Raw genomic sequence first — 22,221 nt, forward strand, 5'->3', positions numbered from 1 at the left:
TTACCCCTCCGTTGCCATTGTGTTACTATACTCTTTATTGTAGATGATTTATATCTGTTTATCTATTAATGCTATTATCGATTTTTATTTACTATTGCACTGTGTCAACAGCTCATTTACAATGTTATTATTCTGAAAATTTCGAAATAAGGTGATTTATATGACAACAGTTTTATTTGTTGGGCTTGGATTAATTGGTGGAAGTCTTGCTAGCAATATAAAATACTATAACCCTAATGCTAATATTATTGCATACGATGCGGATACTTCTCAGTTAGATAAAGCTAAATCAATCGGTATTATTAATGAAAAATGTTTAAATTATAGTGAAGCTATTAAAAAAGCCGATGTAATTATTTATGCAACACCTGTTGCTATCACAAATAAATATCTTAGCGAGCTTATAGATATGCCAACTAAACCTGGTGTTATTGTTTCTGATACTGGTAGTACTAAAGCAATGATACAGCAACACGAATGCAATTTATTAAAACATAATATTCATTTAGTCAGTGGTCATCCAATGGCTGGTAGTCATAAATCTGGTGTACTAAATGCTAAAAAGCACTTATTTGAAAACGCTTATTATATTTTAGTCTACAATGAGCCAAGAAATGAGCAAGCAGCAAACACGTTAAAAGAACTGTTATCACCTACTCTTGCTAAATTTATTATAACTACTGCTGAAGAACACGACTACGTAACAAGCGTCGTAAGTCATTTACCTCATATCGTTGCATCTAGTTTAGTTCATGTTAGTCAAAAGAACGGTCAAGAACATCATTTAGTCAATAAACTTGCAGCTGGTGGTTTTCGTGATATCACTCGTATAGCTAGTAGTAATGCACAAATGTGGAAAGATATCACCTTGAGTAATAAAACGTATATTTTAGAAATGATTGGACAACTAAAAAGTCAGTTTCAAGATTTAGAAAAACTAATAGAAAGCAATGATTCTGAAAAATTGTTATCATTTTTTGCCGAAGCTAAATCGTATCGTGACGCACTGCCGGCTAAACAACTAGGTGGACTAAATACTGCGTATGATCTATATGTAGATATTCCGGATGAATCAGGTATGATAAGCAAAGTGACTTATATCCTGAGTTTACATAATATATCTATAAGCAACTTAAGAATCTTAGAAGTACGCGAAGATATATACGGTGCTTTAAAAATTAGTTTCAAAAATCCTACTGACCGAGAACGCGGTATGCAAGCATTGAGTGATTTTGATTGTTATATCCAATAATTATTAAGTCTCTTTTGATAAATTCCATGTATTCTTAGATATTATTGTGAAAATCTATTGTGATATATGAAATATTTATCTTTAGAGACTTATTTTATACGAATCACAGTTATATATTACTTAAACCTTATAGTCATTACATTTTATGTCCAGCCATTAAACCTAATCTGCCGTGTTTTGTACCTGCTTCTGTAAACGATACTGCTTTGGACACAATACCTTTGCCGTATTTCAAATGTAATTGGTCTATCGTTTTAGCTAGACATTCGTCACGTTTGCGTTGGTATTCATCTTCAAACAGACTTAACTGTCGCTCATCCTCATTAATAAATTGACTCAAAGATATACTTAGCGTACGATATAGTGCTTGTTTATTACATAATTTATCTGCGAAATGCATTACTACTTTATAAATATCTTTTTCTAAGTTTGTTGGATCTTTCAAAGTATATTGCTTATGTACACCGCCTTCATCACTATAGCCAAAGGCAAAATGTATCGTTCTTGCCACTTTTTTTCTTGCTCGAACTCTGCTAGCAACATCTTCAATTAACTCTTGCATTACTACTTTTGCTTCATCAAAATGATAATCTCTCATTAATATTTGACTTTTGCATATCGATGGATTGCTGATCTTATGCTTTTCACGTACTTTACTCTGATCTATCCCATTCGCATGTAGATGCATATCAACACCTAAAATACCGAACTCTTTTTTTAAAAATTTATATGGATATTTCGCTAAATCTCCTATAGTAAAAATTCCTCTTTTATTCAATTTGGCTTCTGTTCGACGATTAATACCCCAAAAATCTCGCAAGGGCTGAATTGGCCATAATTTTGTTGGTACATCTTGGTATCGCCATTCAGCTATACCATTTTGATTATGCTTCGCTTCAACATCCATAGCAATTTTACTTAATAACATATTAGAACCAATGCCCACAGTACAATAAATGCCTGTTTCTTCATAAATTTCACGTTTAAGTCTTTCGCAAAATGCATGTACTGTAGAACTAAATCTATGATAGCTATCAGTAACATCCATAAAAAATTCGTCAATACTATATTGGTGTAAATCTTCAGGTGGAATATAACGCAATGCAATCTTAGAAATAGCAACTGAAACATTAAGATATTTACGCATACTTGGATTGATAATGTAAATATCATTTCTATGTGGTATTTCAAACAATCGCGATCCTGTCTTGATGCCTAATTCTTTTAATTTAGGTGTCGCAGCCAATACTACAGAACCCTGACGCTTAGTATCTGCAACAACAGCTAACTTTGTTTCTAATGGATCTAGCCCCTTTTCAATACAAGAAACACTCGCAAAAAAACTTTTTTGGTCAATACATAGAACATCCCTATCTTCTAATAAATGATAATTATACACTGTTATTCCTCCCTTACTTGAATTCTATTATATACGAACACTTGTTCTATTTCAACTATTTTAGAACAAGTGTTCTGTTATTTTGCAAATGAATTTTTAAGTATTACATGATATACTCAAATTAATAATGATTAGGAGGTTTGGATGATGCCAATCGTCAATGTAAAATTATTAGAAGGTCGTTCGGATGAACAATTAAAAAATTTAGTTAGCGAAGTTACTGACGCCGTAGAAAAAACAACTGGAGCAAATAGACAAGCAATTCACGTTGTTATAGAAGAAATGAAACCAAACCATTATGGTGTGGCTGGCGTAAGAAAGTCAGATCAATAATTCTTCATAGGATGCATGCCAAATAATTCTTTGAAAACGAACAAGGCGACTTCTATCTGAGTATGATAGAAGTCGCCTTGTTTATTTTTAATCTTCATCTAAAAAGTCTTTAATAGCTTGTTTATTTGTGTTTTTATTAATCTGTAATGCACTACCATCAGTATTTGTATTGACATCTTCGTATGAGTTCTTGATTGGCACAGTCAATGACTTAACATCTTTTTCACCTCGGATACCAAAACTCAAACCTGTTTGGAAGATCCCTGAATCAGGAATGTTTGTATTCACATAGCCTCTTAAAATACCTGCAACTTTTGGTAATTTAACAACTGTTCTAAAATTAACCATTTCTTTTTTCAATGTTTGCATCACTTGTTGCTGACGTCGCACGCGTCCGAAGTCACCTTCAGGGTCGTGACGGAATCTTGCATAACCAAGTAATTCTTTACCATTCAACCTATGGTTACCCTTTTTCAAAGATACACCAATATTTTTCGACATATCTTTTTCGACATTAATTGGTACACCTTCTGGCATTAATTCATCAATCATTTTCTCAAATCCAGTAAAATCAACTACTGCATAATATTCAGGATTAATTCCTAAATTTTTATCAAGTGTTTTTCTAAGTAGCTCTGGACCACCTAAAGCGTATGCTGAATTAATTTTGTGTTTTCCATATCCTGGAATATCTGCATAAATATCACGCATGACAGACATCATTTTCATCTTTTTATTGATAAAGTCATATTGAACAACCATGATAGAATCTGTTCTTGATTGTCCACCTTGTGCTTTATCTGCACCGAGTACAAGAATAGAAATTTTACCATCATTTTTTACTGGTCCATTAAATTGATGTACTTTAACATCTTTCGCATGTTTCTTGGCATATTCTACACCGCTATTGTAACTATGTACAATATATACAACTAATGCGATAAGTAAAATTACAACAATCAGAAGAATGATAGGTAATTTCCTAATTTTCTTCTTCTTTTTTCGCTTAGGCGCCGAAGTGCGATGTTCACTTTGACGTCTATATTCGTTGTCATTAGTTTCTTTATCCATATTTACCTACCTTATATCTTCAAAAATAGATTTTTGTGTACTATAATAATCACATATTAACGTTATATAAAAACAATTCAAAAAGCAAGTGATTTCTTAATAAATCGTACTAAGGTCTAATGAAAGGATGTCAAAAATGAATATTAATACAGCTTATTTTGCCGGAGGTTGTTTTTGGTGTATGACGAAACCATTTGACACCTTTGACGGCATAGAAAAAGTAACTTCTGGATATATGGGCGGACATATTGAAAATCCTACTTACGAACAAGTAAAATCAGGTACGAGTGGTCATTTAGAAACTGTTGAAATTCAATATGATGTTGCATTATTCTCATACAATAAGTTATTAGAAATATTTTTCTCAGTCATTGACCCATTAGATACAGGTGGTCAATATCAAGACCGTGGTCCTCAATATCAAACAGCTATTTTCTACACTAATGATCATCAAAAAGAACTCGCTGAGACTTATATCGAGCAGCTTAAAAATACGATTAATGCTGATAAGGCAATTGCAACAAAAATATTGCCAGCGTCACAATTTTACAAAGCCGAAGACTATCACCAAGATTTTTACAAGAAAAATCCAGAGCGCTATGCAGAAGAACAAAAAATACGCCAAGAATACAAAAATAAGCAATAACATTTATACTTGATGAAACTGATTAAGTTAGGCGACTCAACTTAAGCTCATTTCAATATTAAAATACGGTACAGATAGGAAACTTAAATATTCTTATCTGTACCGTTTTTTATAAATCATTCTTTATAGAAACGAAAAAATCCAAGCGCTTCAGGCAAAACTGTATACCTCTTAGCACTTGGATTTTTATTATTTGTGACGTATTACACGCATTACTTTAGAAAGTGATTCCCAAAGCGAATTATCTTTACGATAAACTAAAAAGCGTGGTTCCCAATTTGGATTATATTTAGATTTATAACGACGTAATCCTTGGAAACGATATAGACCGTTGAAATGTTCAAAGACACGGCCTGCAAGTCGTTCTCTTAAATATGAATAATGCAATTGACCAACGTTCGATAACGTTGCCATACCCATATTAAATTTTGTATAACCTTGTTCTTTACTCCAAAGTAACATATGCAAGTATAGACCATCCATTAATGGTAAATCTAACTCTGGCAACCATCTAATTAAATCGACTGAAATGGCATCATTAAAGTATGTTGGCATTAAACTACAAAATGCAATTACTTCATTCTCTTCATTTCGCATTACACCAATTGGCGCTTTAGATAAGTATTCTTCATTAAATTGACCAACAGAGAAATGCATTTCCTGACGATTATCTAGCCATAAATCACTTACATGTTGAAGTTCATTTATAAATTCAGTTGAAAACGGTGGTTCAATAATTTCGAACGAAATATTAAGTTCATCGAATTTGTTTAAAGTCGCTCTAAATCCACGGCGTTTTTTACCTGAAGTTGAAAATTGTGTTAAATCAATAATTGCTTCTTCACCTAATTTGAAAAATTGGTTACCGAAATTATGATATAACGGCATGTGTTGATCTGTAACTTGATAGAATATAACATCATAGCCTAAATACTCAGCGTAATTATAGAATGCTTCTAACAATTCATCAAAGGCATTTTCATCACCGATTGGATCGCCAAGAACCACTAATGAACTTGCTTTATAACGATACATTAAAAATGCTGTTTTATTTTCATTAGTGAAAAACTGCTTGTCACCACTATATATCAAGTGACTCAAATAATTACCGCCATACTGATTAATAATCTCCTCGCAATCTTCAATTTTAGAAGAAATACGTACTTTGCTAAATTGATAATCAAACAACCATGCAATCATACCTATGATGATAGCGATGATTAAAATCGTAAGCCAGAAGTAATAGCGCAATACAGATGTATGCATTTCAATCGTATAAATATCTAATGCATATAACGTTCCAGCAATAAATATATGGTTAACATATAAAATAAATAAACTGAATAAAAGCATTGCAACTATATTTCTCATTCTTACTGGGCGTTTTAACCTACGTGCTCTACGGAAAGCTACAATAAGAAGAACAAAAATAATAGCTAACCATGTTATTAAAATATATGAAGCGTAAGTGAAGAATGTCGCCACTGTGATTAATAAAATTGAAATCATAGCAAAGATGATGGCACGTCTACTTTGCTTATAAATACCAACTACATTCAGTAAAAGTAATAAACAAGCACTAGTATGAATTGCCAATAAAATATAATACGTTAAGTGATTTCCATCATATAAAGCATCGTAAACAATCGTTAAGTTATTTACAAAAAAGATCATACTTGTAAAGAATACTAAAATTGCTAATGACAATGATGGAATTTTAGCAATAATATCCTTTTGATAAGACATTAAAAATGACGTAACATCTTTAGCCGGAATGAAATATTTAGATCCTTCAATATATTTCTTAGCTGAAGTACCAAACTCAAATGATGATAAAATTAATGCAATAATTACCGGTACAAAATAGTACGCAAAACGATATAGAAGTAGCATTAATAATACTTTTTCCTCAGGGACACCTAAAGTTTTAAATCCTAGTAATACAACTAAATCGAAAGCGCCGAAACCACCAGGAATAAAGCTGACTAATCCAGATAATGCAGCAATAATGAATATTGCAATAAATGACATAAATGAGACATGGACGTCAACTATGACACCACAGAAGTATAATACAACTGCAGCAGCTAACCATTCCACACATGACACTAATGTACAATACAAGCCTACATAACGATTGTTTTTATCGGGCGGTCTAACCATTGAATATATAATAAATAATGGTAAGAACAACGACACAGCATAAAGTACCCATCTCACCCACGTAATTTTATCTAAAATTAAAGATGCATCGAAAACATGGAATACAATTAACAATGATAATAAGCTTAAACCTGTCAACATTGAAATAAGTATTAAGGATATAAAGTGAACTAATTTCTTTTTATCATGCGTATAGTTTTTATAAACCATTGCTCTAACGCCTGCACCAATAAAGCCACCGAAACCTACAATCGCATTCAATGCATTGATGATATAACTTACTCTTAAAACTTTGCCTAAGGATATATCCATTTTTAAAGCTCTAGATAAAATCACATCATACATTGATAGAATAACAAGCGATGCCCCACCACCAATAAATAGTAAAACTAAGGACATACGGTTAATCTTACTAAATTCAACCAACGTATCTTTAAAGTTAATACCAGATAACTCCCGATACAATGTGATTACTACAAAAATAAATAAAGCTGTAGCAAACGTAATTTTTAAGATTGAAAATATTTTGTTTTTAACTTCCTGATTCATTTTTTCACATCAATTCTAATTATTTCTGTTATAAATCAAAATATATCATATAAACCATAAAAATAGCATATCATTTACCTTTGATTTATATAACACTTTTGTCATATTGACATCTGTATTAAGAGGTAAATAGAAAATATTACTATCTCAAACAGAACAATATGGTTATCTATACTGATTCATATTTAACATAAAGAAAATGATGAATCAATACTTATGAAAAATATTATTAATTAACAGCTGATTATGAGTGCTTCTTAATATATTAAAAATACCACTTGTTTTTATTTTCGTCATGATAATGAGGTACTAATCAAGTGGCAAATACTCGTTTCATTATACATGTGCTTTATAAAGGGCTAACCTTTCGTAAAAATTTATAAGCTAAACATGTGCTGATAATCATAAATGTGAGTGCCCAACATTATAAGCACCATAAAAATACCAACAAACGTATAGTCTATTGGTATTTTTAATTACTTATTCAACTATTTTATTACTTTCTTTAATATCATATTCACCTACATCATTACCATAGAAACGATTGTATCGACGTTTAAATAATTGGAATAAATGAGTAACTAATACTTTTAAAATAGCATATCCCGGAATACCTAAAATAACGCCTACAATACCAAGCAATTTGCCTGCACACAGTAAAATGAAAATGATTGTAAGTGGATGAATCTTAAGTGTTTTACCCATGATATTTGGTGAAATGAAGTGCCCTTCAACAAATTGTACTAAAGTCCATACTACTGCTAATTTTAAGAGCATCCACGGCGATGTTATAGCAGCTATTACAATAGCTGGTGAAATCGCTATAGTAGGCCCTAAATATGGCACAACACTTGTAACTGCCGCAATACTAGCTAACACTAAACTATATTTCAACCCGATAACCGAATAACCGATAAACAACAGTATACCGATACAGAATGAAACAATAATTTGTCCTTGAATGTATGAACCAACTTGAACACTCATTTTTTCAAGTAGATCATGAAAATCTTTTCGGAATTTCGGTGGCATAATATTCGTTGAAAATTCTTTGAAGTGATGTCCATCTTTAAGCATAAAGAATAGTACAAATGGTGTTGTGACAATCACAACGCCAATATTAGCAATCGTTTCTGCAAACGTTGCAATTTTAGACCCAAAGCCATCTGTAAATTCACTTAACATAGATGGTATTTTCTTAGGTAAAGAATTTAACCAATCATTAATTTGACTATAATACGAAGAGAAAAACGTATTATTTGCTATTTTATCAATAGAATTAATTAATTTTTCTAGATATTGCGGTGAATTTTTAACTAAACTATCTACTTGCGAACCAATAATAGGTATCAATAAATTAACAATTAACGTAATAACACCTACTACAGCTAGATAAATAATAGAAATACCTGCAACTCTTGGTATTCTATAACGCTCCATCATATTTACGATTGGGTTAAATAAATAGAATAGAATTAAAGAGACGATGATAGGTGCTGCTATCGTCTTAAAAACGATGATAAAAGGATCAAAAACGTATGATACTTTTTCGAAAATAAAAATAACAATACCCAACAATACTAGAGCTATTAATGAGAAGACTAAATCATTCCCACCAACAAACTTCATATACCGTGATTCGGTAAATTTTAAAAAGTTCTTTCTTATATTCTTTTCATTTTCATTCAATTATAGATTCACCACCACTTAAAATATTCATAAGATGTTGTATAAAAACAGTCCACTTATGTAAAATTACTAACATCAATGATACCATACAAATACCCTTTACAGTAACGAAACGCCCGTGTAATACACTTAATTTAGGATTGATTAATCCTTTCTTCAAAATGATGAATGTGTAATGTTAAATATATAATTTCAGACTCACTGATATTAACATCAAATTGTTTTTGTATCATAGTTAAAATTTTATATGCTGTGTTATAGCAAATCGGATAGTGATTTTTAATCATAGACACAAAATCATCTTGTGCATGTATATATTCTTTTCTTCTTAATCGGCGAATTAAAAATTGTACATGTCTTATAAAACGTTGGTATTGTAATGATTCCTTATCAACAGTTGTCACAAGGTCTGATTCAATGATATCTATACCTTTTTTAATAACATTATTGATCAAAGTCATCTCATGCATAGATAAATCTTCTGTGTTAGATGCAATATGTAATGCAATAAATCCTATCTCATCTTCAGGAAAATGTACATCTAATGCTGCATTTAACTGATCAATCACCTGTTTAGCAATATGATATGCATCACTATATAACTGCATAGTTTCCATAACAAATGGATTGCTAATAACTTGATTTTGTTTTAAGCGTTTATATGCAAATATAATATGATCCGTTAATGAAACTACAAGTTGTTTTGAATCAACATTCATCGCAGTATTAGAAATAAAATTTAACGAATCAATAATTACTTGTAATACATTGTCATCAGCGATTTCAACTAAACTTTTATAATGTGCTTTTTGTTGCTCACTCTCTAATTTATAAATTTTCTCTATTGTAATAGTTTGGTCGTTTAACGCCATTCCCTCTTTTTTGTTAAAACCAATACCTTTACCGATTAAAATAACTTCTTGATCATTATTAGTACATACTACGACATTGTTGTTCAATGTTTTAGTAACAATATATTCTCCCATTATCATCACCTATTTTTCTATTATTAAGATTATATATCGGAAATGTCTAACTTGAAAGTATAATAATTTAAATACTTGTGTTCTATTACACGCCTATCCTATATGATATATCTTAATTTAATTTCGATGCCTCTCAAAGTGGAATAACTATAATAAAAAAATCTGACTCCCATATTTACAAATAATTCTATTTATTTATATATTATCTGAATTAATACTCAATACAAACTAAAACGTACTATTAAATTGTGCAAAGCTAAAATAAATTTATATTCATCTATCTAACAATATGTCTTATTAATGGTATAGTCTTTGCACACCAATGGAGGAAATAAATCTCAATCTTATTATGTTAATATTTAATCAAATCTTAGATTAACTAGTGTAATGATACAGATGATTATTGAGTACAAATTTAAAACCCCGAGATTTTCGCTTTAATTTGAAAACCTCAGGGTTTATTAGATTTTTATAAAATGAATCGTTACATTAAAAATATTTATTTATCAGAGTTCTTATATTTGTTAGCGCCCCAAGCACTAATTCCAAATAAGTTAATTTCTAAGTTTTCAGGTTTAAAGACAGGATTCTTGCCTTCTTTTTTCTGCTTTTGATAATCTTTCATTAATGCAAAAGCTACATTGGACAGTCCTATAATGGAAATAATGTTTACAATTGCCATTAAGCCCATAAATAAGTCTGCTGTATTCCATACTGTTTCTGTTTTAGCAACAGCTCCCATAAAGACAAGTACTACAACAAGACATCTAAAGATAAATAATATCACACGATTTGTAGATAAAAATTCAATATTAGATTGACCATAATAGTAGTTACCTACCACAGATGAAAATGCAAACAGTGTAACTGCTATTGTTAAGAAAATACCTCCAGCAGAACCTAAATGCTCATTAAGTGCTGATTGAGTAACTGCAACACCTTGTGGTGCACTTTCACCAAATTTCAATCCTGAATATAGTAAAATCATGATTGCAGTTGCTGTACAAACCAACATTGTATCAAAGAACACACCTAATGATTGGATTAAACCTTGCTTAACAGGGTGTGGTACGGCAGCAGTTGCCGCTGCATTCGGCGCAGAACCCATACCAGCTTCGTTAGAGAATAAACCACGTTTGATACCTTGAAGAACCGCAGCACCTACAGCGCCACCAGTTACTTGTTCGATACCAAATGCACTTTTAATAATCGTACCTATCATAGGAACAATTTGATCTAAATTAAATAGCAATATTACTAAAACCATACCAATGTAAATGATAGCCATAATCGGTACAATTAACGAAGATAACGTAGCAATACTACGTACACCACCAAATATAATAATAGCTGTTACGATTGCTAAAATAATACCTGTGATTACTGGACTAATATTATATTGCGTATTTAACGACTCCGCAATTGTATTAGATTGCACTGTGTTAAATACAAATGCAAATGTAATTGTAATTAAAATCGCAAATACGATACCTAGCCATTTTTGATTTAAACCTTTAGTAATATAGTAAGCTGGACCACCACGGAATCCACCATCTTTATCATGTACTTTATAAACCTGAGCCAAAGTCGCTTCTATAAATGCACTCGCTGCACCTATAAATGCAATAACCCACATCCAAAATACTGCACCTGGACCGCCTAAAACAATCGCAGTCGCAACACCAGCAATATTACCAGTACCAACTCTCGAACCAGCACTAATCGCAAATGCTTGGAATGGCGAAATACCCTTCTTACCATCTTCTAAAGTTTCTGGACGTTCTACTAAAGCTCTAAACATTTCAGGTAACATTCGTAATTGGACGAATTTAGAACTAATTGTAAAGAAGAATCCAGCTGTCAATAATAGACCAATTAAATATTGAGACCATATTAGATCGGTACCAACATGGACAAATTCTTTAAACCATCCAGGAATTAAACTATCGAAATCTTTCAAAATAAACCCCTCGCATCCTCTACATGAATCATGCATCTTCTATAAAATTAGACCGAATTGAAACTTCAGTAAATATAGAGATACGTCATCATTTCTTATACAATACAAGAGATTTATATTAGTTTGGTCAAAGTATATCGCTAATTTAACGATAAGTACTTGGTCAGCATTTAATATAAATCCCTTGAATTTAGTCAAAATTTAACATTACTGTATTTTATCATTTAATTTCGTGATTGCATATAGTTTTTAGCTAATATACATGTCTATTACTTCACCAAAATCATCTGTATCTACAATGAATGAGCCATTTGTATATTGCTCAGATTTATGAATATCATTAATTAAACCATCTTCTTCGTTTGATTTTGAATATAATGTATATTGACTATGTTCACCTGTCACTACATGTGCAGCTACTATACGATGTGGATTTTTCTTTAATTCTTTTAATAAAGTTATTCCACGTTGTGCTCTTTTAGCAACTTGTAAGATTTTAAAACTAATACGTTTTAACGAGCCGCGTTGTGTGGCCATCAATATAGTATCATTTTCAGAAACACCTTCAGTCATAACAACGAAATCTTCAGCTTTAAGATTTATTGATTTAACACCAGCTGCCCTTAATCCGGTATCTGATAGTTCACTTGTATTATACGTTAATGACATACCTTTATTAGTAATGATGGTAATTAATTGATCTTTTTCAAAGCGCATAACACTAATCAAATCATCATTTTCTTTAACTTTAGTAGCAATTAAAGGTTTATTAAAACGCGTTGTTTTAAATAGAGGCACTGTACTTTTCTTAATCATGCCATTTTGAGTCGCAAAAACATAAAATGCATCTGTATTAAAGTCCTTTTCATTAAAGACATTAATAACCACTTCATCTTCTTCGATAGGAACTATTTGTGATACATGTTGCCCCAATTCTTTCCAACGAATATCTGCTAATTTATGAACCGGTATAAATAGATAACGACCTTTATTTGTAAATACTAGTACGGTATCTTGCGTATTTACTTCTTGATGTTTAAGTAAACTGTCACCATCTTTTAAACCAATATCTTCAACACCGCTAGCATTAAAGCTACGAATAGAAGTACGTTTAATATATCCATGACGTGTCATACTTAAAATAACTTCTTCACTAGGCACCATAACTTCTTTGTCAATTTTAATTTCTTCAATTTCTGCTTCAACTAAAGACAGTCGTTCAGATTTGAATTTCTTTTTAATTTCATTCAATTCTTCTTTTATGACATTCAATAATGCATCATGGTTATCAAGAATATGACGTAATTGTTTGATTAATGCTTCAAGTTCTTTATGTTCACCTTCAAGCGCAACTATGTCAGTGTTTGTTAAACGATATAACTGTAACATTACAATTGCTTCAGCCTGTTCTTCTGTGAACTCGTATACTTCGATAAGGTTTTCTTTAGCGTCACGCTTGTTTTTAGAGCTACGAATCAATTCGATTACTTTATCTAAAATTGACAACGCTTTAATCAAACCTTCGACGATGTGCATACGTTTTTCAGCATTATCTAATTCAAACTTCGTTCTATTTGCAACAACCTCAATTTGATGATTCAAATAACTATCTATAATTTGACGAATACCCATCAATTTTGGACGACCATCACTAATAGCGACCATGTTGAAATTATATGAAATCTGTAAATCAGAGTTTTTATAAAGATAATTTTTGATTGATTCACTGTTCACATCTTTTTTCAATTCAATTGCTATTCGTAAACCAGTTCTATCAGTTTCATCACGTACTTCAACGATACCATCGACTTTTTTGTCAGCACGTAATTCATCGATACGTTTTACTAAGCTACTTTTGTTCACTTCATATGGAATTTCAGTAATAATTAACTGTTTACGTCCATTGCGTAAAGTTTCTTCTTCAACTTTAGAACGAACTATAATTCTACCTTTACCTGATTCATAAGCTTTTTTAATACCATCAATACCTTGAATAATACCACCAGTTGGAAAATCAGGACCTTTAATATATTTCATTAATTGATTGACTGTAATATCCGGATTATCAATATATTTAAGTGTTGCTTGAATCACTTCAGCTAAATTATGTGGTGGTATATCTGTCGCGTAACCTGCAGATATACCTGTAGAACCATTCACTAGTAAGTTAGGAAATCTTGATGGCAATACCATTGGTTCGAGTGTCGTATCATCATAGTTTGGAATGAAAGAAACTGTCTCTTTATTAATATCACGTAATAACTCTTCAGCTAGTAAGCTTAACTTAGCTTCAGTGTAACGCATTGCCGCTGGCGGATCATTATCGATACTACCATTATTACCATGCATTTCTATTAAGACATGTCGTAACTTCCAGTCTTGACTTAAACGGACCATTGCTTCGTACACTGAGGAGTCTCCATGTGGATGATATTGACCAATAACATCACCGACTGTTTTCGCACTTTTACGGAAATTTTTATCGTGTGTATTACCACTTGAATACATTGCATATAAAATACGACGTTGTACGGGTTTTAAACCATCACGAACATCTGGCAATGCACGCTCTTGAATAATATATTTACTATATCTTCCAAAGCGATCACCTAAAACATCTTCAAGTGATAAATCTTGAATTATTTCACTCACTAGATTTCCTCCTCATCAAATTGATCATTTTCAAGCACTTGTACTTCAGAATTATCTAAAATACTTTGGTCCTCTTGCATACCAAACTCAACATGCTTTTCAATCCATTCACGTCTAGGTTGTACTTTGTCACCCATTAATGTTGTTACACGTTTAGATGAACGCACTTCATCTTCAACTTGTACACGAATTAAAGTTCGTGTTTCTGGGTTCATCGTCGTTTCCCATAATTGTTCAGGGTTCATTTCACCCAAACCTTTGTAACGTTGTAACGTGAAGCCTTTACCAAGTTCTTTTTGTAATTTATTAAGCTCTTCGTCAGTCCAAGCGTATTCAACTCTCTTTGTTTTGCCTTTACCTTTTTCCAATTTATAAAGTGGAGGTAAAGCAATAAATACACGACCTGCTTGAACAAGCGGTTTCATATATTTGAAGAAGAATGTTAACAATAGCACTTGAATATGCGCACCATCAGTATCAGCATCAGTCATAATAATTACACGATTATAGTTACTATCTTCAATTTTAAAGTCAGTACCAACGCCTGCCCCGATTGTGTGGATAATTGTATTAATTTCTTCATTTTTAAAAATATCTTCCAGACGTGCTTTCTCTGTATTAATTACCTTACCACGTAATGGTAATATCGCTTGGAATTTGCGGTCTCGTCCAAGTTTTGCTGAACCTCCCGCAGAATCACCTTCGACTAAATACAATTCATTTTTATCAGTGTTTTTACTTTGTGCAGGTGTTAATTTACCAGATAGCAAAGTGTCTTTACGCTTGTTTTTCTTACCTGAACGAGCATCTTCACGAGCTTTACGTGCAGCTTCCCTTGCTTGTTGTGCTTTAATCGCTTTTTTTACAAGTGATTTAGACAATTGTCCTTTTTCTTCTAAATAGAATGGCAATTTGTCTGCAACAACTGAATCAACAGCACTTCTTGCTTCAGAAGTACCCAATTTAGATTTCGTTTGTCCTTCAAATTGTAGTAATTCTTCTGGAATACGTACAGACACAACAGCTGTTAAACCTTCACGAATATCATTACCGTCTAAGTTTTTATCTTTTGTTTTAAGTTCATTAATACGACGTGCATAATCATTAAATACACGTGTCATTGCTGTTTTAAAACCAACTTCATGTGTACCACCATCTTTAGCACGTACATTATTTACGAAACTTAAAATACTTTCTGAATATTGATCATTATATTGGAAAGCTACGTCTACCTCTATACCATTTGCTTCACCTGAAAATGTAGCCACGTCATGCAAAACTTCTTTTCCTTCATTGACATAACTAACAAACTCTTTGATTCCTTCTTCATAATGGTAATGCTCTTGACGCTCTTTACCACTGCGTAAATCATTAAGCGTTATTTTTAAATTTTTCAATAAGAACGCAGACTCTTGTAGTCGTTCACTTAAAACATCAAAATTAAATGATGTAGATGCTTTAAAAATTGTATCATCAGGTTTAAATGTTACTTTGGTACCTGTTTTCTTAGTTTTACCTTTTTTCACTAAACCAGAAGATGGCGAACCACCGTTTTTAAAACTTTGATGATATATATTACCATCTCGATGGATTTCAACTTCAAGCCATTCACTCAATGCATTTACAACTGAAGCACCAACGCCGTGAAGACCACCTGAAGTTTTATAGCCGCCTTGTCCAAATTTACCTCCTGCATGTAAAACAGTAAAGATAACTTCTACTGTCGGTTTACCTGATTTATGTATACCTGTTGGCATACCACGTCCATTATCTTCTATAGAAATACTACCATCTTTATTAATTGTTACATCTATTTCGTTACCGTAACCATTCAATACTTCATCGACGGAGTTATCGACAATTTCATATACTAGATGATGTAATCCCCGTTTATCAGTTGATCCAATATACATACCAGGTCTTTTACGAACTGCTTCTAACCCCTCTAAAACCTGTATTGAATCATCTGAATAATTATTTTGTTTATTCATTGCCAATGATTTCGCCTCCTGCAAACGTACGTTCGTTTTTAAAACTATACAATAGTTATTCTTATATAAATCAGCGTAAAATGCAAGTATCAATTAACTTTCATAGCTTAATTCCATATATTAATCCCTGTTTTTAAAAATTTTAGCCGTAATTTAAACGAATATGATAAAATAGTCCTAAGATATTAAAGGATGTGTAATATTTATGATGATAATCGTCATGTTACTACTAAGTTATCTTATCGGCGCTTTCCCAAGTGGATTCGTAATTGGAAAATTATTTTTCAAAAAAGATATTAGACAATTTGGTAGTGGTAATACTGGCGCTACTAATAGCTTTAGAGTATTAGGTCGTCCTGCAGGATTCTTGGTAACATTTCTAGATATTTTCAAAGGGTTCATAACTGTTTTCTTCCCTTTATGGTTACCAGTTCACGCAGATGGCCCTATTAGTACTTTTTTTACAAATGGTTTAATTGTTGGCTTATTCGCTATACTTGGACACGTTTATCCTGTTTATTTAAAATTCCAAGGTGGCAAAGCGGTTGCAACTAGTGCAGGTGTCGTCTTGGGAGTCAACCCGATACTTTTACTAATACTTGCAATTATCTTCTTTATTGTATTGAAGATTTTTAAATATGTTTCTTTAGCAAGTATCGTTGCAGCAATTTGCTGTGTGATTGGCTCGCTTATCATTCAAGACTATATTTTATTAGTCGTTAGTTTCTTAGTTTCAATCATATTGATAATTAGACATCGCTCTAATATCGCAAGAATTTTTAGAGGCGAAGAACCTAAAATAAAATGGATGTAACAATTTTTTGACATTAGTCCATCATTGCATATTTTTTTGCAGTTGATGGATTATTTTATTTTTGCAAAAACAATTTTTTTAACTTAAAATTCAACTATACTTAGTTTTTTTACAAGAACATTTGAGATCGAGACATAGATCAATGTCATAGGCTACACAATGTTATATTAGCTGTAGTTGACAGAATGAAATGCGCTTATAACTAGGTTTTTTCAATTCTGGTCGGGGGTCCCAACATAGAAGCTTATGGAAATTCAGCTTACAATAATGTGCAGGTTGGGGTGGGCTCCAACACAGAGAATTTCGAAAAGAAATCCCACAAACAATATGAATTGGGGCCCACTCCCATTCTGTAATAAATTTAGGAGGTCATTGTTATGCAAATAGAACTTACTGATGCAGCAGTAACTTGGTTTAAAAATGAACTTGAGTTACCTGAAAATAATAAAGTGCTCGTGTTTTTTGTAAGATATGGTGGCGAATTCCAACTCAAGCAAGGATTTAGTCCTGCTTTTACAGTTGAACCAAAGGAAGATGTTGATATTGGCTATGAACAACAATATGACGATTTAAATGTTGTCGTAGCGGAAAAAGATTTGTGGTACTTTGAAGATGACCACATTATTGTAAATGTAGTTGATCACGAAGATGAAATTTCTTATTCCACAAAATAACTAAAATAAAACGAACTTGTTTACACATTCTGATGTGTACTGAACCTCACAAGTTGTACTTTGGTTTAACACATCTGATGTTGTATGAACAAGTTCGTTTTTGCTATATATTAACTTATCTTCACGCTAATTACATTAATGTTAACATATTGGCTATTTTTTATAGATTAATTGTTAATATTGCCTCTCCAAACATTTATAGTAACTTATAAAGAATCAATACCATCCATTATCTCTACTGTTCTCCCTTCATTATTGAGCGTTTGCACTTTACTATAGGCTTCATGCCAATCTGGGAAATAACGATCCAACCGTATAGGCTTAAAAGTATCTTCTTTAATGCAAATCAATTCTGTGGAACCTGTAGTTGCAAGTTCACCTTTTTCATTAAAAATCTCATATTTATACACTGAACGTAATCTCGAATATTTTTCAACCCAAGTTTTAACTTTAACTTTTTCTGGATAAAAAATAGACTTTTTATAATTGACATTGAGGTCAGTCACAGGTGAAATGATTCCTTGTTTTTCCATATCAGCATAACTAAAACCTAACTTCGATATATAATCCAACCGCGCAACTTCAAACCAAGTTGCATAATTCCCGTGATAAATTACACCCATCTTATCAGTTTCAGCATAACGCGCTTCTATTTCTGTAATACTATATATCATTTTAAGCCTTCTTTCAGTTTAACTTTATATCTCATTCTAACATAAAATACAAGAAGAGGCCGGCCAAGAACACAAAGGTTTTGAACCGACCTATTAAATCATAAAGTTTATAGAGGTATTTTTGAGCACTATCAAAGTGCCTCAAATACCGATTAAAATTTTACTGTGATATCTATTTTTATTGCGCTAATTTATTTCTTAAAACCATTTGTAAAATTCCACCGTGACGATAGTAATCCATTTCAACAAGTGAGTCAAAACGAACCATAGCGTCAAATTCTACCAAATCACCATCTTGCTTCTTAGCAGTAACTCTGACGTAGTCATGTGGTTGAACATTTTCATCAATATTAACAGAAATTTCTTCTGTACCATCTAGACCAAGAGAATCAGCTGATTCACCTTTTTTAAACTCTAATGGTAATACACCCATCATAACTAAATTTGAACGATGGATACGTTCATAACTTTGTGCAATAACCGTTTTAACACCTAATAAGTTTGTACCTTTTGCTGCCCAGTCACGAGATGAACCCATACCATAATCGTTACCAGCTAATACAACTAAACCTGTACCATCTTCTTTATATTTCATTGCAGCATCAAAGATAGGCATTACTTCATTTGTTGGCCAATAAGTTGTAAAACCACCTTCAGTACCTGGCGCTAATTGGTTTTTAATACGTATATTAGCAAACGTACCTCGAACCATTACTTCGTGATTACCACGTCTTGAACCATATGAATTAAATTCACGAATAGGCACTTGATGATCTTGTAAATATTTACCAGCTGGCGTATCTTTACCAATTGCACCTGCTGGAGAGATGTGGTCAGTTGTCACAGAATCACCGAATTTACCCATAACACGTAAACCATTTAATGGAACAATCGTACCCGGTTCTTTAGATAATCCTTGGAAGAATGATGGATTTTGAATGTATGTTGAATTAGGATCAAAGTCATATAGAGGTTGATCAGTTACATCAATCTCATTCCATAATTCATTGTTATTGTATACATTATTATATTCTTCAATAAATAATTCAGGTGTTACAACACTATCAACGGTATCTGAAACTTCTTTAATTGATGGCCAAATATCTTTCAAATATACATCTTCACCGTCATTACCTTTACCAATAGGTTCATTTTGTAAATCAATATCAACCGTTCCAGCTAATGCATAAGCAACAACTAACTGTGGTGAAGCTAGGTAATTGGCTTTAACAAGAGGATGGATACGACCTTCAAAGTTACGGTTACCAGATAATACAGATGTCACTAATAGGTCCTCATCAGCAATCGCTTTTTCAATTTCTGGTAATAAAGGACCTGAATTACCGATACAAGTTGTACATCCATAACCAACCAAGTTGAAGCCTAAATCATCTAAATAAGGTTGTAAGCCAGCATCTCTTAAATATCCGGTAACAACTTTTGAACCTGGTGCTAGAGAAGTTTTAACGTATTCAGGAACTTTCAAGCCTTTTTCAACTGCTTTTTTAGCAACTAAACCTGCACCTAACATTACATAAGGGTTAGATGTATTTGTACATGATGTAATTGCTGCTATTGCAATATCACCTGTTTTCATTGTAGCTTTTGATCCATCTTTGAAGTTAATTTCAGCTTTCTTATCAAATTCACTTTTATCTAAACCGTGTCCTTGGTTGCCCGCTGGAGCTGTTACAGAATTTTCAAATGATGATTTCATATCACTTAAGAAAATTAAATCTTGAGGACGTTTTGGTCCTGAAAGCGATGCTTCAACTGTTGATAAATCCAATTCGATAACATCTGTATAATTAGGATCTTCTTTTTCAACATCAAAGAACATATGGTTTTGTTTCAAATATTCTTTTACTAGCGCGATATGTTCGTCTGATCTACCAGTTAACTTCATATATTTAAGAGATTCATCATCAACTGGGAAGAATCCGCAAGTTGCTCCATACTCTGGTGCCATGTTTGCGATTGTAGCACGGTCTGCTAGTGGTAAATGTTGTACACCTGGACCAAAGAACTCTACAAATTTACCAACAACACCTTTTTTACGTAGCTCTTGAGTTACTCTTAACGCTAAATCAGTTGCTGTTGCGCCTTGTGGTAATGAATTTACTAGTCGTACACCAATAACCTCTGGAATTGGGAAATAAGAAGGTTGTCCAAGCATTCCAGCTTCAGCTTCAATACCACCAACACCCCATCCTAGTACGCCAATACCATTTATCATTGTTGTATGTGAATCAGTACCAACTAATGTATCTGGAAATGCAGTTTTTTCACCATCTACATCACGAACATGTACAACACTTGCTAAATATTCTAAGTTAACTTGGTGAACTATTCCAGTTGCAGGAGGAACTGCATTGTAATTATCAAATGCTTTCGTTGCCCAATTTAAAAACTGATAACGTTCATAGTTACGTTCAAATTCTAATTTCATATTACGTTCAAGAGCCTCTGGATTTGCATAGCTATCCACTTGAACTGAGTGGTCAATAACTAAATCCACCGGTACTTCTGGATTAATTTTAGTAATATCTCCCCCAACGTCATCCATTGCTTTACGTAAAGAAGCTAAATCAACTACGGCTGGTACACCTGTGAAATCTTGTAAAATAACACGAGAAGGTTTAAATGGTACCTCGCCTTCATTTCCATCTTTTCCAAACTGACTTAAAGCTTTAATATGATCGTCTGTAATTACAAAATCATCTTCTTGACGAAGTAAAGATTCTAACAAAACACGAATTGAATAAGGTAAATTGGAAACTTTAGTAATACCTTGCTCTTCTACAGCTTTTAAATCATAGTAAGTATAACTTTGGCCATTCAAGTCAAAATGTTTTTTTGATTGCTCTTTAAAATTTGCAGCCATTTAATGATCCCCCTTGATACATTTTTATATTTATATGCCTTAATTAAATTGTATTATTATATTTATTGATAAACAACTCATCATGCTTAGAAAACGCTTAATTTAGGTTTTGACTTTTTAATCAGAGTATATAAGCAAAACTTATCATTCAGGTAAGGTGTAATAAGTATTTTTTATTAATTGAGAATAATTATCAATTTCGCGAATGATTTAATTCAATATTTAAACGTATTATTTCATTGAGCAGAAAGAAAATTATGGTGCCAAACTTTAATATTTCTTTTCAATGTCATTCTTTTGATGGGAGTGGGACAGAAATGATATTTTCGCAAATTTTATTTCGTCGTCCCAGCCCGGCAAGGTTGACTAGAATTGAAAAAAGCTTGTTACAAGCGCATTTTCGTTCAGTCAACTACTGCCAATATAACTTCGTAGAGCATAGAATATTGATTTATGTCCCAGCCTGAGTTAATTTTCTATAAAA

Annotated in this window: 16 protein-coding genes; 5 read left to right on the top strand and 11 right to left on the bottom strand. The window is 32.3% G+C overall.

Going from position 1 to position 22,221, the window contains the following annotated elements; all coding sequences use genetic code 11:
* Positions 1-160 precede the first annotated feature (160 nt).
* Positions 161-1,252: a prephenate dehydrogenase gene (locus tag ACXQH5_RS01190; protein WP_000214296.1), complete on the top strand. Its 1,092-nt coding sequence runs from the start codon at positions 161-163 to the stop codon at positions 1,250-1,252.
* 136 nt (positions 1,253-1,388) lie between these two features.
* Here ACXQH5_RS01190 and ACXQH5_RS01195 read toward each other — a convergent pair whose 3' ends face one another.
* Positions 1,389-2,651, bottom strand: coding sequence for a Y-family DNA polymerase (locus ACXQH5_RS01195; RefSeq protein ID WP_000283026.1), 1,263 nt, complete (start codon positions 2,649-2,651; stop codon positions 1,389-1,391).
* A gap of 147 nt (positions 2,652-2,798) precedes the next feature.
* Between ACXQH5_RS01195 and ACXQH5_RS01200 the strand changes: the two genes are divergently transcribed.
* The gene (locus tag ACXQH5_RS01200; RefSeq protein WP_001123276.1) at positions 2,799-2,984 is read left to right on the top strand and encodes a 2-hydroxymuconate tautomerase; all 186 of its coding nucleotides are present in this window, start codon (positions 2,799-2,801) and stop codon (positions 2,982-2,984) included.
* An 87-nt stretch (positions 2,985-3,071) separates the two neighbouring features.
* Here ACXQH5_RS01200 and ACXQH5_RS01205 read toward each other — a convergent pair whose 3' ends face one another.
* On the bottom strand, positions 3,072-4,055 hold the full coding sequence (locus tag ACXQH5_RS01205) for an LCP family protein (RefSeq protein ID WP_000356975.1): 984 nt from the start codon (positions 4,053-4,055) through the stop codon (positions 3,072-3,074).
* Between the two features lie 136 nt (positions 4,056-4,191).
* On the opposite strand from ACXQH5_RS01205, the gene msrA reads away from it, so the two are divergent.
* A complete protein-coding gene (gene msrA, locus ACXQH5_RS01210) occupies positions 4,192-4,701 on the top strand; it encodes a peptide-methionine (S)-S-oxide reductase MsrA (protein ID WP_001024830.1) in 510 nt (169 codons plus the stop codon).
* 189 nt (positions 4,702-4,890) lie between these two features.
* On the opposite strand, the gene mprF is transcribed toward msrA, so the two are convergent.
* The 7 genes from mprF to parE all read right to left on the bottom strand — a co-directional run bounded on the left by mprF (position 4,891) and on the right by parE (position 16,691).
* Positions 4,891-7,413, bottom strand: a complete 2,523-nt coding sequence (mprF, locus tag ACXQH5_RS01215) for a bifunctional lysylphosphatidylglycerol flippase/synthetase MprF (protein ID WP_001071147.1) — start codon at positions 7,411-7,413, stop codon at positions 4,891-4,893.
* Positions 7,414-7,893: 480 nt separating this feature from the next.
* The gene (gene cozEb / locus ACXQH5_RS01220; RefSeq protein WP_001004752.1) at positions 7,894-9,102 is read right to left on the bottom strand and encodes a cell elongation protein CozEb; all 1,209 of its coding nucleotides are present in this window, start codon (positions 9,100-9,102) and stop codon (positions 7,894-7,896) included.
* Positions 9,095-9,262 (bottom strand): hypothetical protein, encoded by a 168-nt coding sequence (locus tag ACXQH5_RS01225; RefSeq protein ID WP_001788758.1) that lies wholly within the window; start codon positions 9,260-9,262, stop codon positions 9,095-9,097. The genes cozEb and ACXQH5_RS01225 overlap by 8 nt, the downstream gene beginning before the upstream one ends.
* Positions 9,237-10,088: a glucose PTS transporter transcription antiterminator GlcT gene (gene glcT, locus ACXQH5_RS01230; protein WP_000505015.1), complete on the bottom strand. Its 852-nt coding sequence runs from the start codon at positions 10,086-10,088 to the stop codon at positions 9,237-9,239. The genes ACXQH5_RS01225 and glcT overlap by 26 nt, the downstream gene beginning before the upstream one ends.
* A 499-nt stretch (positions 10,089-10,587) precedes the next feature.
* Positions 10,588-12,048 (bottom strand): alanine/glycine:cation symporter family protein, encoded by a 1,461-nt coding sequence (locus ACXQH5_RS01235; RefSeq protein WP_000651164.1) that lies wholly within the window; start codon positions 12,046-12,048, stop codon positions 10,588-10,590.
* Positions 12,049-12,297: 249 nt separating this feature from the next.
* Complete coding sequence (gene parC, locus ACXQH5_RS01240; protein ID WP_001289574.1) at positions 12,298-14,700, bottom strand: DNA topoisomerase IV subunit A; 2,403 nt, start codon at positions 14,698-14,700, stop codon at positions 12,298-12,300.
* Complete coding sequence (gene parE, locus ACXQH5_RS01245) at positions 14,700-16,691, bottom strand: DNA topoisomerase IV subunit B (protein ID WP_458066456.1); 1,992 nt, start codon at positions 16,689-16,691, stop codon at positions 14,700-14,702. The genes parC and parE overlap by 1 nt, the downstream gene beginning before the upstream one ends.
* Positions 16,692-16,896: 205 nt before the next feature.
* Between parE and plsY the strand changes: the two genes are divergently transcribed.
* Both plsY and ACXQH5_RS01255 read left to right on the top strand, forming a co-directional pair.
* Positions 16,897-17,505 carry a glycerol-3-phosphate 1-O-acyltransferase PlsY gene (gene plsY / locus ACXQH5_RS01250; protein WP_000972779.1) on the top strand — a complete coding sequence of 203 codons (609 nt, stop codon included), beginning with the start codon at positions 16,897-16,899 and terminating at the stop codon, positions 17,503-17,505.
* 377 nt (positions 17,506-17,882) lie between these two features.
* Positions 17,883-18,179 (top strand): HesB/YadR/YfhF family protein, encoded by a 297-nt coding sequence (locus ACXQH5_RS01255; RefSeq protein ID WP_001165377.1) that lies wholly within the window; start codon positions 17,883-17,885, stop codon positions 18,177-18,179.
* 206 nt (positions 18,180-18,385) lie between these two features.
* Here ACXQH5_RS01255 and menI read toward each other — a convergent pair whose 3' ends face one another.
* The gene (gene menI, locus ACXQH5_RS01260) at positions 18,386-18,853 is read right to left on the bottom strand and encodes a 1,4-dihydroxy-2-naphthoyl-CoA hydrolase MenI (protein WP_000640488.1); all 468 of its coding nucleotides are present in this window, start codon (positions 18,851-18,853) and stop codon (positions 18,386-18,388) included.
* A gap of 178 nt (positions 18,854-19,031) precedes the next feature.
* Positions 19,032-21,737 (bottom strand): aconitate hydratase AcnA, encoded by a 2,706-nt coding sequence (acnA, locus tag ACXQH5_RS01265; protein ID WP_000729745.1) that lies wholly within the window; start codon positions 21,735-21,737, stop codon positions 19,032-19,034.
* Positions 21,738-22,221 lie beyond the last annotated feature (484 nt).

The sequence above is a fragment of the Staphylococcus sp. SA22 genome (assembly GCF_054165785.1).